The 15,751-nt window shown below is 34.5% G+C and carries 15 protein-coding genes and 1 tRNA gene; all 16 read right to left on the bottom strand.

The features are described 5' to 3' along the window. Position 1 precedes the first annotated feature (1 nt). The 16 genes from hisG to JI747_RS03855 all read right to left on the bottom strand — a co-directional run bounded on the left by hisG (position 2) and on the right by JI747_RS03855 (position 15,751). Complete coding sequence (gene hisG, locus JI747_RS03930) at positions 2-859, bottom strand: ATP phosphoribosyltransferase (RefSeq protein ID WP_225686420.1); 858 nt, start codon at positions 857-859, stop codon at positions 2-4. A gap of 249 nt (positions 860-1,108) precedes the next feature. Next, positions 1,109-2,209 (bottom strand): glycosyltransferase family 4 protein, encoded by a 1,101-nt coding sequence (locus JI747_RS03925; RefSeq protein WP_225686419.1) that lies wholly within the window; start codon positions 2,207-2,209, stop codon positions 1,109-1,111. Then, positions 2,193-2,867 (bottom strand): glycosyltransferase family 32 protein, encoded by a 675-nt coding sequence (locus JI747_RS03920; RefSeq protein ID WP_225686418.1) that lies wholly within the window; start codon positions 2,865-2,867, stop codon positions 2,193-2,195. The genes JI747_RS03925 and JI747_RS03920 overlap by 17 nt, the downstream gene beginning before the upstream one ends. Positions 2,868-2,882: 15 nt before the next feature. After that, entirely contained in the window at positions 2,883-3,695 is an 813-nt protein-coding gene (locus tag JI747_RS03915) for a 2,3,4,5-tetrahydropyridine-2,6-dicarboxylate N-succinyltransferase (RefSeq protein WP_047438958.1), read from the bottom strand. A 150-nt stretch (positions 3,696-3,845) separates the two neighbouring features. Continuing rightward, entirely contained in the window at positions 3,846-4,406 is a 561-nt protein-coding gene (locus tag JI747_RS03910; RefSeq protein ID WP_225686791.1) for a C40 family peptidase, read from the bottom strand. A 143-nt stretch (positions 4,407-4,549) separates the two neighbouring features. Beyond that, positions 4,550-4,924, bottom strand: a complete 375-nt coding sequence (locus JI747_RS03905) for a hypothetical protein (protein WP_225686417.1) — start codon at positions 4,922-4,924, stop codon at positions 4,550-4,552. 325 nt (positions 4,925-5,249) lie between these two features. Further along, positions 5,250-5,323, bottom strand: a tRNA-Ala gene (locus tag JI747_RS03900). A 139-nt stretch (positions 5,324-5,462) separates the two neighbouring features. Then, positions 5,463-6,101, bottom strand: coding sequence for a hypothetical protein (locus JI747_RS03895; RefSeq protein ID WP_225686416.1), 639 nt, complete (start codon positions 6,099-6,101; stop codon positions 5,463-5,465). Between the two features lie 224 nt (positions 6,102-6,325). Further along, positions 6,326-6,817: a MarR family winged helix-turn-helix transcriptional regulator gene (locus JI747_RS03890; protein ID WP_225686414.1), complete on the bottom strand. Its 492-nt coding sequence runs from the start codon at positions 6,815-6,817 to the stop codon at positions 6,326-6,328. Between the two features lie 3 nt (positions 6,818-6,820). Continuing rightward, positions 6,821-7,312, bottom strand: a complete 492-nt coding sequence (locus JI747_RS03885) for a GNAT family N-acetyltransferase (RefSeq protein ID WP_225686413.1) — start codon at positions 7,310-7,312, stop codon at positions 6,821-6,823. A gap of 428 nt (positions 7,313-7,740) precedes the next feature. After that, positions 7,741-8,409 (bottom strand): hypothetical protein, encoded by a 669-nt coding sequence (locus JI747_RS03880; RefSeq protein ID WP_225686412.1) that lies wholly within the window; start codon positions 8,407-8,409, stop codon positions 7,741-7,743. Between the two features lie 6 nt (positions 8,410-8,415). Next, positions 8,416-8,676, bottom strand: a complete 261-nt coding sequence (locus tag JI747_RS03875; RefSeq protein ID WP_225686411.1) for a hypothetical protein — start codon at positions 8,674-8,676, stop codon at positions 8,416-8,418. Further along, positions 8,667-9,380, bottom strand: a complete 714-nt coding sequence (locus tag JI747_RS03870) for a hypothetical protein (RefSeq protein ID WP_225686410.1) — start codon at positions 9,378-9,380, stop codon at positions 8,667-8,669. The genes JI747_RS03875 and JI747_RS03870 overlap by 10 nt, the downstream gene beginning before the upstream one ends. A gap of 539 nt (positions 9,381-9,919) precedes the next feature. Further along, the gene (locus JI747_RS03865; RefSeq protein ID WP_225686409.1) at positions 9,920-11,335 is read right to left on the bottom strand and encodes an efflux transporter outer membrane subunit; all 1,416 of its coding nucleotides are present in this window, start codon (positions 11,333-11,335) and stop codon (positions 9,920-9,922) included. Between the two features lie 83 nt (positions 11,336-11,418). Then, complete coding sequence (locus JI747_RS03860; protein ID WP_225686408.1) at positions 11,419-14,565, bottom strand: efflux RND transporter permease subunit; 3,147 nt, start codon at positions 14,563-14,565, stop codon at positions 11,419-11,421. Position 14,566: 1 nt separating this feature from the next. After that, positions 14,567-15,751: an efflux RND transporter periplasmic adaptor subunit gene (locus JI747_RS03855; protein WP_225686407.1), complete on the bottom strand. Its 1,185-nt coding sequence runs from the start codon at positions 15,749-15,751 to the stop codon at positions 14,567-14,569.

The following is a 15,751-nucleotide window of genomic DNA, read 5'->3' as shown; positions in this document are numbered from 1 at the left end:
ATTAAATCACCATTTTATCGATTGGAATTATCAAAATATCTTGTGCTCCGTTGTCTTTCAGTTCGTCAATAACTTCCCAGAAACGCTCTTCATCAATTACTGAATGAATACTGCTCCACCCTTTTTCTGCCAAAGGAATTACCGTAGGACTTTTCAAAACAGGAAGTATTTTTGAAATAAGATCAATCTTCTCATTAGGAACATTCATCAGAATATATTTTGAGTTTTTTGCCTTTAAAACCGCTTTGATTCTAAACAGGAATTTCTCTAAAACAGATATTTTTTTCTGGTTCAATTGTGAGGTTTTTGCAAGTACAGCTTCAGATTTTAACAGGGTAATGGTTTCCCTTAATCCGTTTTTAAATAAAGTACTTCCGGAGCTTACAATATCGCAGATTCCATCAGCAAGACCGATATTAGGAGCGATTTCTACTGAGCCTGAAATGATGTGAATATCTGCTGAAACATTATTTTTCTGAAGAAAGTTTTTAAGGGTATTTGGATAAGAGGTCGCAATTTTTTTCCCCTGAAAATAATTGATATCATCGGTTTCAATTTCCTTTGGAATCGCTAGAGAAACTCTGCATTTTGAGAAACCAAGAGGTTGAATAATCTCAATGTTCTTTTGTTTTTCGACTAAAAGATTTTCCCCGACAATGGCAATGTCAACGACTCCATCTTCCAGATATTGAGGAATATCCGAATTTCTTAAGTACATGATTTCCATAGGGAAATTGTCTACAGAAACTTTGAGTTGGTCTTTTCCGTTGTTGATGAAAATACCGCAGTCTTTGAGGAGCTGAAGAGATTCTTCGTAAAGCCGTCCGCTTTTTTGTATCGCTATTTTTAATTTACTCATTTCACTTTTGTTGTGTCTGAGTAAATAAAAATGGTTGAATTGAAAAAATTTCCCGGAAAAATTTAGAAACAAAAAAACCGTCTATTTACTCAGACGGTTTTTAATTATTTTGATTTTTAACATAGTATATCTCAATCAATTCCGTCTAGCAGATATGATGGTGATAATGATGTACTGTTAAAAAATTGGGTTTCATTGTTGAAATTTTATGGTACAAATGTAGGACTTATTTTTAAACTGCCAAGAATTTTACGAAATAATTTTTCTGTATAGAGTTATCAGTTCGTTGGCAATAGGTTTGTCATTGAACTTCTGAACAAATTCAAAACCCTTATCAGCACGACGTTTTCTTTCAGATTCGTTCTCCCACAAAAATTTTATTTTTGACTGAATATCTAAATGATTGTTCGGATCTATATAAACCGAATCAGGACCTCCTGCTTCCGGAAGACAACTTGTATTACTGGTAATGGTAACGGTTTTTGAAAAAAGTGCTTCTATGACAGGAATTCCGAAGCCTTCAAAAAAGCTTGGATAGACAAAAACATCGGCTAATTTATAAATAACAGCGAGTTCATCCATAGAAACTCCTTCTAAGAAATGAAGCTGCTTTTCCATTTTGTTCTTCTGAATAAAGCCTGCTATTTTTTGATAATATTTTGTTTTCTTTCCGACTACGATTAATGGAATATTGGTTCCGTGAATTCCTTTTACAACATTTAAAAGGTTTTTACGGTCTTCTATTGTTCCGACATTTAAAATAAATCTTTCAGGCAGATTAAATTTTTCTTTTGTGGCCTGAATAAATTCATGAGACTGTTCTTCCTTAAAAGCTTTGTGACAGCCCTGATAAATCACTTCGATTTTCGATTCAGGAACTTTTAAAAACTGGATAATATCTCTTTTTGTCTGTTCTGAGATTGCAATGATTTTATCAGCAGTATTCGCTGCTTTTTTAAACTTCCAAAAGTGAATTTTGCGGTCAAAAAAGGAATAATATTGAGGATATCTTACAAAAATCAAATCGTGAATGGTGACGATTTTTTTTATCGGTTTTTGATCCCATTTTAAAGGTAATTCACCGGATAATCCATGGAAAATATCAGCATTTTGTCTCTGTGCATCCTTCCCCATTTTGAACTGGCGTGACATATTTCCTTTGGATGTCTCAATGAACTCAACGCTAGAATTTTCCAGAATATCTGCTCCTCTTTCCGATTTGTTTTTGTGTAATAAAATATATTCGTTTTCAGGAAAATACTTTGACAAAATACGAATCAGATCACGGGAATAGTTTCCTAATCCTGAAGTGTTATGGAAAAAACGCTTTGCATCATACGCTATCTTCATTCTCAGGTCTTATGATGTTTTGAGTAAGCTGTTTCTTTTTCCAGTGTTCGGATTTGTCTTTATAAAGGAAGAATTTTCCAAGTTTATATTTAAACTGCATTTTGTTGTCATAATGAGGCCCTAAAAACCTGTACGGGATATTTGGATTTTCTTTAAGACATTCTTTAATTGAGTCTGTATAAACTGTTGGACCAGTGGTTTTATGAACATTGTGAGGATATGGATTGTTCTTAATGTTATCCAGTATATTTTCTAATGTTCTTTGTAGAAATGGGTGTCCGGCTTCATACACCAGACCCCATTGTACATAATATGTTGGCGGATCTTCATCCGTAACTAACGCAGTATCGTCTTCGCGAATCAGTTTCCGTAAAGGAATATTGATTCCACTGTCGATATCCAGATATACTCCTCCTTTTTTGTACAGGATCGCATATCTGAAAAAGTCGGCTTTTGCCGCTCCTATGGTCAACCTGTTGTAGGCTTTCAGATATTCAGGCGGAAATTCATCTTTAAAGAACTCGGTAATCCTTTTATCATCATAGAAATGATACTGATATTCCGGATTTTTCTTAAGCATTCTTTTGATATGGAACTTCGTAAGCCAAGGCAGCTTATCGGTTTTAAAGGTCTGAAAGATCTGTTTAGGAATGGCCATAGTTTTAGTATGAATTTAAACTGCTACATTGTTTTCTCTCAATGCATCATTAAGAGATGTTTTTTTATCTGTAGATTCTTTTCTCTGACCGATGATCAAAGCACAAGGAACCTGATATTCTCCTGCCGGATATTGTTTTGTATAACTTCCTGGAATTACTACTGAACGTGCAGGAACTCTTCCTTTAATTTCAATAGGTTCAGGACCTGTAACGTCAATAATTTTAGTTGAAGCTGTTAACACAACGTTTGCTCCCAAAACGGCTTCTTTTTCTACGTGAACTCCTTCTACTACGATACATCTTGATCCGATGAAACAGTCATCTTCAATGATTACCGGAGCAGCCTGAAGTGGCTCTAATACACCACCGATACCAACACCTCCACTTAAGTGAACGTTTTTACCGATCTGTGCGCAGCTTCCCACAGTAGCCCAAGTATCGACCATTGTTCCAGAATCTACGTAAGCCCCGATATTTACATAAGAAGGCATCATGATTACACCCGGTGCAATATAAGCTCCTTCTCTTGCTACTGCATGCGGTACAACTCTCACTCCTTTTTCAGCATAATTTCTCTTCAAAGGCATTTTATCATGAAATTCAAAAGGACCTACTTCAATAGTTTCCATCTTTTGGATCGGAAAATACATTACTACAGCTTTCTTCACCCATTCGTTTACCTGCCATCCGTTTTCTGTAGGTTCAGCCGTACGAAGTTCTCCTTTATCAACCAAAGAAATAACCTCTCTGATAGCCTTTTGGCTGTCTTCATTCTGCAATAATTCTCTGTTGTCCCAGATATTTTCAATAGTTTGTTGTAACGACATGTTTCTTGTTTAAAATTATTTCGCCAAATATACAAAAAAGTTGATCTTATTCTGAACCATGCAAGCTATAAAAGTTTGAATAATTCCTTTAGTTTTTGCTCTTTTATAAAAAATGCAGTCAGCGAAAAAATCAATAGGATAAAAGTGGATTTATAATACTCTTTGAGCATGCAGATAGGCTTTATTCCAGTACTTTTCATTGAGTGAAGAAATGATTACTCCTTTTGAGGTAGAAGCATGAATAAATTTTACTTCTCCATCACTTCCGATATCATGAACAATACCGACATGGGAAACTCTGCTTCCGCCAGCGGTGGCAAAAAATAAGAGGTCTCCGGGTTTTACTTCATTAATATCAATCTCTTTTCCTGCTGAAGCCTGATCAGAAGATCTTCTTGGAAGTTTAAAATCATTTTCTTCAAATACTTTTACAGTAAATCCTGAGCAATCAAAGCCTGAAGAGGTATTTCCTCCAAATTTATATGGGGTTCCAATATATTTTTCGGCATCTTTTAAAATAGAATTGATGGATTTGGATACCTTACCATCGAACTTTGAATCTAGTTTTCTAAGGTTTTCCGTTCTTGTAACGGATTTATTTTTTTCAGCAACGTTTTTTGAACTTCCACAGGAAATAATTATTGAGGATGCAATCAGTAAAATAGATAATTGACGTATTCTTAAATGATTTTCAAATAATCCCAATCTCATATGCTGCCATTGTTTAATGATGTATTGCAAATATATACATTTGGAGCATTATATATTATTTAGGATCTGTTAAATTAAATGAATTGGAAACAAAAAAAAACCGGAAAATTTACTTTTCCGGTTTTTCTCTATATTTTAAAATCTTAATTTTTATCTTTTTCTCCTTTCCATGTTCCTGATCTTCCAGGCGTCGGTACTGAATTTACCCAACTTCCGTTTCCTACCTTATCTACGGTAAGATTCCCTCTGAATTCTCCGTCAGACGGAAGACCTACTACAGCGTTTAAATCTCCTGAAGTACTAAGATTTCCTGAAATATTATAATTTTCCTGATTCAGATCAGAATGCATCGTTCCGGTAACTTTTCCGTCCGTTGCTACAACAATATTCCACACTCCTTTATCACTTCCTTCGTATGTTCCATGCCAAGTCCCGATAAAATCATAAATAGTATCGTCATCTGAACTACATCCAATAAATAAAAAAGCTGTTAATAAGAGTAAAAAAAGTTTCTTCATAGTGTAATAAAAGTTTTATGAAATAAATCTTGTTGAGTTTGAATTTGGCAAATATATAATTTTAATTTAATTTCTTAGGCTTTTTGAAATGTTTATTTTTCAGTAATTAAAGAAAGATTTAATTTCAATTAATATTGTAATCAAATTCATAAAATCTGGTTTTAGAAAATTCGTTTGATGGATTTGAATATATTTAGAGGAATAATTAATTGACATGCATTTTCTGAAATTATCATATTTTACATTCAAATTTTAAGTTTTTAATATCTAATAATTTTATTAGATATTAAAAACAAAACCCTTTATAAGAAAGGGGCTTAAGCGGTGGAGAATACGGGGATCGAACCCGTCACCTTTAGACTGCCAGTCTAACGCTCTAGCCAGATGAGCTAATTCCCCAATATATTTTTTAATGATTGCAAAAATAGAAATTATTTATCAATTTCAATAAGTTTAATCCATTTTTTCTCAAATTAATTATAAAGCGTTAAAATTAAATCCCGCTATTATAGCGGGATTTAATTTTTTGATTATGTTTCTAGTTATTATATAGTGCAAATGAAAAGCCTTCAGGTGAATAACCCATTCCTCCTCCTGCACCAAGTTCATTAATATTTGCAGTAAATAAGTGATTATTCAAAGAAGGATTATAATATCTGTAAATTGCTATAGTAATAGGAGCAACATGAGTTGACGGTCCATATCCTAGGATTCCTTCATATATCCAAGTTCCATTAGGTGAACCAGGATATACAATGTTATTTGGAAAAACATTTGAATTTGTATATAGCATAGGAAGTAATTCATCAGAACCATTAGTTATTAAACGATCTCCAGTTGTCTTGTGTCTCCATCTTAGTATTGGATTACCAAACATTACCCCATTAGGATAATATTCTGGTTTAGGTACATATAATTTGCCTAATTCTCCTTCAAAGTTATAACCTGCTGAAGTTCCTTCTGCATAATTTGTTGTATAAAAATGTTTATTATTTTTCATAAAGCGATATAAGCTAACTACATTATAAGTGAAAACTTCTTTTTGCTGGTTACTTAAGCTATTTCTTGACGATTGCTTTGTTGCATGTTCCATAGTTTCATCTTCCATTGTAGAGCTACAGCTAAAAAATGTAAAAATTAAAGCTAAAATTGTTAAAAATTGTACTGTTTTTTTCATAGATTTTTTTTGTATTGCAATTATACGGATTTTTTTATTCCCGTCATAGTGATAAAATTATATTTTAAAAAATAAAAATTAATAGGTCATAATCTACATCTATGAAATCATTTCTTTTTAAAAATCAACAGTCTTTTAAAAAGATGTTATATCGATTATTTTATAGGACATTCAGCACAAGAAAATACTTATGTTTTTATCTTCTATAAATTTCGTTTATTGCTTTAAAAATTATTTTTCTCTTCATTCTTCAATTGCAAAACCCGCTGCAAGAACGACTGATTTGCAATTTTTTCTTCCGCCTCATTAATTGCTTTCAGTAAATGATTTTCATTATCAGCAATTTCACCCAATACTTTTGAGATGATTTCCCAGACCGGTTTCATTTTTTCGATCAGTTCAATTCCTTTTGGTGCTAATTCTATCAAACGTTTCCGTTCATCTGTCTTATCTTTTCTGGACTGAATCATTTGCTGTTTTTCAAGCTCTTTTAAAAGACTGATAGTGGAAGGATGGGTATATCCTATTTCATTGGCAATTTCTACCACACTCAGCGTTTGTTTATGATGTAGAGTAAAGATGACCGGAAAGTATTTAGGTTCAAAATCGATTCCGAATTCTTTATACACTAAAGCTCCGTCTTTACGTAGCTGCTCACTGAGACGTTGTAATCGTGTTGATAAAGCAAGGGTTCCGGATTCATTAATGACATTCATAGGTTATGATTTTAGATCGAGAAAGCAAAATACATTATCGGCACTCATCAAAGGAAATTTTGCAGGTAGCAATTCCTTGTCAATGATTTTAAAGTGATTTCGTTCATAAAAACACAACGCTGCTTTAAGTATCGATACGGTTCCCAAATATACTTCTTCTATTCCGTTTTCATAGCAGTAATCGATCAGGATTTCCAATAGCTTCTGAGCGATATTGCGTTCTTTTCCTCTGAATTCCTTTTTCACAAACATTTTTCGGATGGCGGCAGCATTTTTATCAAATTTTACCAAAGCAATAGTTCCGACAAGTTCTCCATCTATGAAAGCTCCCCAAAAACCACCTCCACTGGCAAAATAAAATTCTTCAATCTGCATGAGATCCGGCTGGTCTTCTATGGTAATCGGAACATTGAATTCTTTCTGCTGAATAGTCAGAATTAGATCTATCACTGATTCTGAATACGTATTATTTATTGTTTTGATTTCTAGCATCATCTTTTATTTATGTACAAAACTACGTAGTTAACTACATAAATACAAATAAAAATGAAAATTTACAATTAAAATATTAATAATCAATCATTTAAATTCGCATTAATTTAAATCAAAACTAGATAAAATGTAAGTTTTATAAATTAACTCCTAGGGAAACATTCTCAATAAAGGTTTTCTAAATTTTCACCAAAGTAAAATAGTTCTCTTTTATAAAATCTAAATAATGAATTTGATGTCCAATACTATTAAATCCCATTGCGTTAGCTGACACTTTATATTTCCAATTTATGCAAGACTTCTGAAATCTTCTTTATCAAATGTTTTAAATAAATCTATCAAAAATATACAACTCAATAGTTTCCAGATATCCTCATTTTGATTTCTAAGTGCCCTGAATTCCCTTTTCTTTAATTATTCCATAAATCATCTTACTTTTGTTCAAAAGATTTCAGGGTTCCGTCTTCGTGATATTCAATGTTATATACAGAACGCTCATTATCTATTGATTCAGGATACCAGTTAATTTTGTTTCCTCTGGTTCCTGCATAGATTGTATAATCATCCGAATCACTCCCAATTTCTTTCCTTTTTTCTAAAAGAGTTTTGTAAATATTATTGGCATTATGAAAAGGAAGTTTATTCAGGTTGACAAGACCGCCTTTTACATCATCACTTTTGGATAAGATAACAGGTTTGGGATCCTGCCATTCTTCATTTTCATAGGTATATTCATCAACGTAGTTCGGATTTTCAGGATTTTGGAGTGTCGTAATGATCCTTCCATCATCATAAAAATGAATAAATTCATAAATGAAAATGGATTTACCTGCGAATTGAGGGAGTTTACGAAGCTGTTCTTCTGCTTTTTCCAATTTTTCTTTTTGAGAAGTGAAGGGAATTAATTTATTTACAGATTCTTTAGTTACGAGAGTTGTATCAGTAGAAAAAGAATTATTGTTCGACCCTTCTGGTAAATTTTCGCTTTGAGAATTACCAGCTGTGCTGGCTGTATCCAAAGTATCATCAATACTTTTTTTAAAATCTTTACAACCAACCAAAATGAATAGTAGTATAGGGATGAAGAGAATATTTTTCATTAGAATTTAATTATTAATTTCGTCAAAAAAGTTAAATTTTTCAGGATTATCCGGTAAATAAAATATGTCTTTTTCTTTTAGTGAAGAAACATGTCCAATATCCGTTAAAGAAACAAATTCTTTTTTAGCGACTTGTATCAATTTTCCTTTTTTGTCTTTAAACTCAAGAGTATATTTTACCTGTGGCTGATTATTAAGGTAGTTTCCGGTTTGTTTTACCTCAATAATATGAGCGGTGGCTTTCTCTCCCCAAAATTTTAATTGCAATTGTTCTTTAATTGTTTATTGCCCATTACAAAAACCTTAATAAAAAAATAAATCAATCCTACAAAAACGATAAAACAGGTGGGGATGAGAAGCAGTGGATGAAATAACTCCAGAAATCGCCAACCCAAACCACCGTTTTCTGTAGTGTAGGCATAATAGTAATAAGCAACTACTCCGGCGAAGAATGCAAACCATATCACTAATAGAATAGGGTTTACTTTCGATTGAGAACCTTCTAAAAAAAAGTAAGGATTTCTTTTGAAATCGGGATCAACTTTTAAATAAATAACCTTTCCTGTTTCAAACCTGCTCTCTTGTGGACGAGTGTCATTAATCGTCATTTTATGCCGAATTTTTTGCCCGGAAAAATTAATTATTTCAAAAATAATTTCCCTTGAGACCCAGCCGGACTGATGCGTTTTAAGCAATTTGGATTCCTGGATAAAACCTTGAACCCTTCTTCCTGACTGATTAATATATGTAAAATTTCTTTTAGCTAAAATGCCATTTTTTAAAATCGGCCGCAGTGTAAATCCTAATACAATCCCCCAAAGAATGAAGCTTGATGCCAGAAAAAATAAGGCGAGGATTCCATTAGGTGTATTATTGCTGGAATGGGGTGTATTATAATATATTATGCAGGGGTGCACAAATATAAAATAAGCTATAAAAATTCCCCAAAATACAATATATCTGTATTTCATAAAATTAATTAATTATAATGTTAACTTTTGATTCAGCCCCTGTTTTAATTTGTCTTTGCATATCTTATTTTCATTGTTATTCAAAGTATATATCTAAACATCATCAACTATAATTTAATCATATTTAGATTAGTATACTAATTTACCTTATTATTTTTATTAAATTTTCTAAATATTCTCCCAAAAGGTTATTTCTTAGCTCAAAAGATTTTTTTGCACTCAATTGAAGACGTTTTAAGATATCCATTATAAAACATAAACATCTGTGTAATCTGTAAAATCTGCAAGGTATAATTAAACCAGATTGAAGTTCTTCATACACTCCGCTTCGTTAATAATAAACGGTTTAATAATTTAATTATTTTTTAACGTAAAGATTTTATTTTTCAACTTACTTTTTAAGCGAGAAAGACTTTAATCAATTGGAGCTTTGACGATCACTTCGTGATGTGAAATCTTATCTCAGGCTATGATTAAATGATATAAAAAGCGTGCATTAAAATTAATCAACACACGCTTTCACTACTTAATATTAGAAACTATTTCCAACCGCCGCCAAGAGCCTGATAAAGATCTACTCCGGCTTTCATCTTACTGTATTTTGCATTGGCGATATTCAATTCTGCATTTAAAGAATTTACGCTTGCATTAAGTACTTCAAGGTAATTGGCCATCCCATAGTTTACCAATTCCTGAGAGTAATCTACAGACTTTTTATAGGAATCCAGTTCTTTTTGTTTTAATTCAATATAAGAATCCTGAACCGAGAATACACGGATTGCATCCGAAACCTCTTTTCCTGCCGTAAGGACCGTTTTTCTGAAATTCAGATACGCGGTTTCCTGATTGGCAAGGCTTACTTCGTAATTCGTTTTAATGGTTCTTTTATTTAAAATTGGCTGAGCCAAACCTGCCACAACACTTGCAAATAATGAGTTGACATTAAATAAATGATCAATATCCATCGACTGTAATCCTCCGCTTCCTGTGATTTTTAAAGTTGGATAAAACTGCGCTTTTGCTGAATTGGTTAATTCAAAAGCATTCATTAAATTATATTCCGCTCTCATTACATCTGGTCTGTTTGCCAATAATTGAGCCGGATATCCTAATTTTAAATCAATCGGAACATTTTGAGATTCCAGAGATGATCTTTGAATCGACTGAGAAGGTTCTCCCAATAACAAACTCATTGTGTTTTCCAGCAATTGAATTTGAGTATCGATGTCAATTAATAAAGATTTTGCATTATAAACTAAAGCCTCACTTTGCTGAACAGCAACTTCTGTAACTGTTCCTGAAACTTTCAAAGCTTTTGTCGTTTCTAAATTCTGCTCACGAACTTTAATGGTTTCTGTGATAATTTTTTTCTGCTCGTCATATGTCAATAACTGATAATATGCAGAAGCAATGGAAGAAATCAAATCACTTTTTACCGCTTTGTGGGCTGCAACTGTTCCTAAATAGGCAGCCATCTGAGCTTTTTCCTGTGCTTTTAATTTTCCCCAAAGATCAGCTTCAAAACCAATACTTGCCGTAAGATCCAGCTGATTGATATATCTTCTTTGCCCGAATAACTGTCCGGTCTGTGTATTCAAAGACTGAGTCTGGAAAGTATAACCGGGACCAACTGTTACCGTTGGTTCGTAAGCGGCTTTACTTTGTTTCAGATAAGCTTCGGCAGAATTGATGCTCTGTAAAGCAATTCTGATATCCAGGTTGTTTTCCAAAGCTTTTGAAATGTGCCCCTGAAGAATAGGATCTGTGAAGATCTCTTTCCAAGAAACATTCGAAATGTTCGTACTGTCTGCAGGAAGCATGTCTGTACGATACAGTTTTTCGTCAACAACATTATCCGGTCTGTGGTATTCTTTTCTCGCCATACAAGATGATATGGCTGCAAGAATTGCGACTGAAAATGTTATTCCTTTTATGATGTTTAATAAACTCTTCATTATTTATTATTAGAAGTTAGAGTTTAGAAATTAGAAGCTGGTTTTATATTTTATGCCAGCTCCTAATTTCTTTAACTTTAATTTTATTCTGCTAAATTGATTTCTTCTTTTTTGATAGGCTTGATTTTCTCCTGTAAATATTCAAAAATCACATATAATACAGGGATTACAAATAATCCTAAAATGGTTCCTATCAACAATCCTATTGCCGCACCGGTTGCAATGGAACGGTTACCAACTGCTCCAATTCCGCTTGCTAACACCAATGGTAATAAACCGAAGATGAATGCAAATGAGGTCATCAGAATCGGTCTTAACCTTGCTTTTGCAGCATTAATTGCAGACATGACAATGGTTTCTCCGTGGTGTCTTCTCTGAACAGCAAATTCTACAATCAAAATCGCGTTTTTTGCCAATAATCCGACCAACATGATCAATGCGATCTGGAAGTAAATATTATTTTCCAATCCCATGATCTTCTGTCCGAAGTAAGCTCCCATTACCCCAAGAGGAAGAGAAATTACCACAATAAGTGGAAGAATGTAACTTTCATATTGTGCAGAAAGGATGAAGTAAACGAAAATCAAACTTAGTCCGAAGATCAATAAGGTTTGAGATCCTGAATTTAACTCTTCTCTCGTAAGTCCTGTAAATTCTACGTCATAATTTTGGTTCAATGTTTCACTAGCTACCTGTTGAACGGCTGCAATCGCGTCCCCGGAACTGTATCCTGCAGAGTTTGCACCAGTAATTTTTACCGAAGTAAACAGGTTATAACGGCTTACAGATTGTGGTCCGTATGCTTTTTTCATTGAAATAAACTGAGAGATCGGTGACATCGCTCCAGAACCTGTTTTCACGTAAAGTTCATTAAGATTATCAATGCTTTTTCTGTTGTCAGGAAGCGCCTGAACCATTACTCTGAACTGTTTTCCGTATTTGGTGAAGTCAGCAGTATAAATCCCTCCGATATATCCCTGCATTGTAGCCAAGATATCACTTACAGAAACACCCATTTGCTTAGCCAATGGTACGTTTACCTGCATTTCATACTGAGGATATTTTGTGTTGAATGAAGACTGGGCAAATTCAATTTCCGGTCTTTGCATCAGTTTACCGATGAATTCATTCATTTTATTATCTAAGTCTGCATATTCTCCACCTGCTTTATCCAATAATACCATTTCAAAACCGGCACTGTTACCAAAACCAGGTACACTCGGTGGCTGGAAGAATACAACTTTTGCATCGGGAACAGCTCCTGAAATTCCAAATAGTTTTTTGGTAATATCTTCGGAAGTCTGTCCGTCTTTTTTCCTTTCGTCAAATGGTTTTAATTTAATGAAAGCAAGACCATTGTTACTTCCGTTTCCAGATAAGAAACCTCTACCTGTAGAGATCGTTACGTTTTGTACTCCCGGCACTTTTAAAGCTTTTGCCTGAAGGGTTTTCAAAGCGTTGTAAGTTCTTTCCATAGATGCTCCCGGAGGAAGCTGAACATCTGTAAAGATGATCCCTCTGTCTTCTGTAGGTACGAAACCTTTTTTCATAGTCGTACTTGCCCAGTATAAGATACCGCCAGTTACTGCAAAGATGATCAACGTAACCCATTTATGTCTTAACAAGAATACAAATCCTCTTCCGTAACGTTCTGTAGCTGTTTTAAATGCAATATTGAACTTATAGAAGAATTTCTGAAGAAAATTCTTGTTTTTATATTCTTCATGATGAGCTTCATGAGGTTTTAAGAATAATGAACATAAAACTGGACTTAAAGTCAAAGCGTTGATCGCAGAGATAATGATCGCAATGATCAACGTGATCCCAAACTGTTGGTAGAAAACTCCGGTTGGTCCTGTAATAAAGGTTACCGGAACGAATACCGCCGCCATTACCAAGGTAATTGAAATGATGGCACCTGTAATTTCGTCCATTGCTTCCACCGTTGCTTTTTTAGCATCAGAAATACCGTGCTCCATCTTGGCGTGAACGGCCTCGACGACGACAATGGCATCATCCACAACAATACCGATCGCCAATACCAAAGCGAATAACGTCAGTAAGTTTAATGAATATCCAAATAAATTCAGGAAGAAAAAGGTTCCCACAATAGAAACCGGAACCGCAATTGCCGGAATCAAAGTAGATCTGAAATCCTGAAGGAAAATATATACTACAATAAATACAAGAATGAAAGCTTCAATTAAGGTATGAACCACCTTATCAATAGAGGCATCTAAGAATTCATTCGTATCAAAGTTGAACGTATATTTAATTCCTTTTGGAAAGCTTCCTTCCGCAGATTTTAGATACGTTTTAATATTTTTAATAATTTCCTGAGCGTTGGAACCCGGAGTCTGGAAGATCCCCATACTGATCGATGGGCTATTGCCATTTTCCCCAATTCCAGTATAAGACTGTCCTGCTAATTCTACTTTAGCAATATCTTTCAGCATTAAGTTTTGTCCGTCGGCAAGAGATTTAATGATAATATTATCATACTGTTCCTTGTCGTTGAATTTACCAACATATTTAATGATATATTCGAATGAGCTTCCACTGTTTTGCCCGATAGAACCGGCAGCAGCTTCTCTACTCTGCTCATTGATTGCATTGGTAACATCAGTAGGAGTTACTCCGTATGCAGCCATTTTAGCAGGATCCAACCAGATTCTCATTGAGTAGTTCTTACCTCCGAAAACGTTGGCATCACCTACTCCATTAATCCTTTTTAGATTTGGAATAATATTAATATTTAAGAAGTTTTGAAGGTATACATCATCTAGATCTTTATTTTCAGAATAGAATGACATATACATCAAAGCACTTGTTTGCTGCTTTTGAGTAACAACCCCGGAACGTGTAACTTCACTTGGCAACAAAGGAGTTGCTCTGGCTACACGGTTTTGTACGTTTACCGCAGCAATATCCGGATCAATTCCCTGTTTAAAGAACACCTGAATCTGTGCAGAACCATCGTTTCCGGCTGTAGAAGTGATATAATCCATACCTTCCACCCCGTTGATCTGTTCTTCCAAAGGTACAACAACACTCTTCATCACAGTTTCCGCATTGGCTCCTGTGTACGATGTAGAAACACTTACTGTAGGAGGCGCAATATCAGGATACTGTGTAACCGGCAGTGAGATCAATCCCAAAACCCCGAGAATCACGATCATAATCGAGATTACCGTGGATAAAACCGGTCGGTTTATAAAATTTTTAATCATTTTAGAATTTCGGTTTTATTGATTGAACAAGACTATCCATTTTCACAGGTTGTGGCTTTACTGCTGTTCCTGCTTTTAGACCTCCAATACCGGCCGCCACGATTGTTTCGCCTTTATTAACTCCTGATTTGATCAGAGCCATATTGTCGATTCTGTCAATTACATTGATGACAACATTTTTAGCAGTATCTTTTTCTACTTTATAAACGTAAACAATACCTTGTTGTTCGTAAGTAGCACTTTCCGGAACAACTAAAACGTTTTCGTATGTTTTTGGTAATCTGATCGTTCCACTATTACCATTACTTAAAAGTTTTTGAGGGTTTGAGAAACCTACTCTGAACTGAATGGTACCTGTTGTAGCATCAATCTGTCCTGTCATGGTTTCAATTCTACCTTTTTCTCCGTAAATACTTCCGTTTGCCAGTTGTAATTCTACTAATGGAAGGTTTTTAATTTTTTCAGATAAAGAAGCTCCCGGAGATTTTTCTAAGAAATCAAAATACTCCTTTTCATTCATAGAAAAGTAGGCATATAGTTGAGAGGTATCTGAAATGGTAGTTAGAGCCGTCTGATCTGTCGGTCCTACTAAGCTCCCAACTTTTAAAGGAAGTTTTCCGATAACTCCGGAAATAGGCGCACGGATAATTGAATATTCAATATTGGCTTCTACTCCTTTATAATTGGCAACAGCCTGTCTTTTTGCAGCATTGGCCTGTTGTAACTGAGCCTGAGCCTGAGCTAAATTTGCCTGAGCGGTCTGTAACTGAACATTACTGATGATATTTTTTTGAACAAGCGGTTTCAATTTGTTCACTTCCACCTGAGCGGCATTTACGGAAGCCTGAGCGGCAGCAATAGTAGATTCTGCAGCACCGATTCCAGCTTTGGAAGCGGCAGCATTTTCACTTAAAATATTGGTCTCAAGACGGAATAAAGGCTGTCCCTTCGTAACGTATTGTCCTTCATCTACCAAAACCTGCGTAATGTATCCCTGTATTTTAGCACGAACATCATTATTGACTCTCCCCTGAATGGTAGCAGGAAAAGTCTGATAGCCGACTATATTTTTTGACTCCACGTTCACTACAGGATATGGTTTTGCACCATCCTGCTTCGGAGCTTCTTTTTTGCAGGCTGTGAGTGAAAGCGCTGCAACAGAAAGTATAACTAGTTTACTGTTCAT

Source organism: Chryseobacterium tagetis (assembly GCF_016735585.2).
Classification (GTDB): Bacteria; Bacteroidota; Bacteroidia; order Flavobacteriales; family Weeksellaceae; genus Chryseobacterium; species Chryseobacterium tagetis.
The sequence above is the reverse complement of the archived record's forward strand: the minus strand, read 5'-3'. Positions and strand labels throughout refer to the sequence as shown.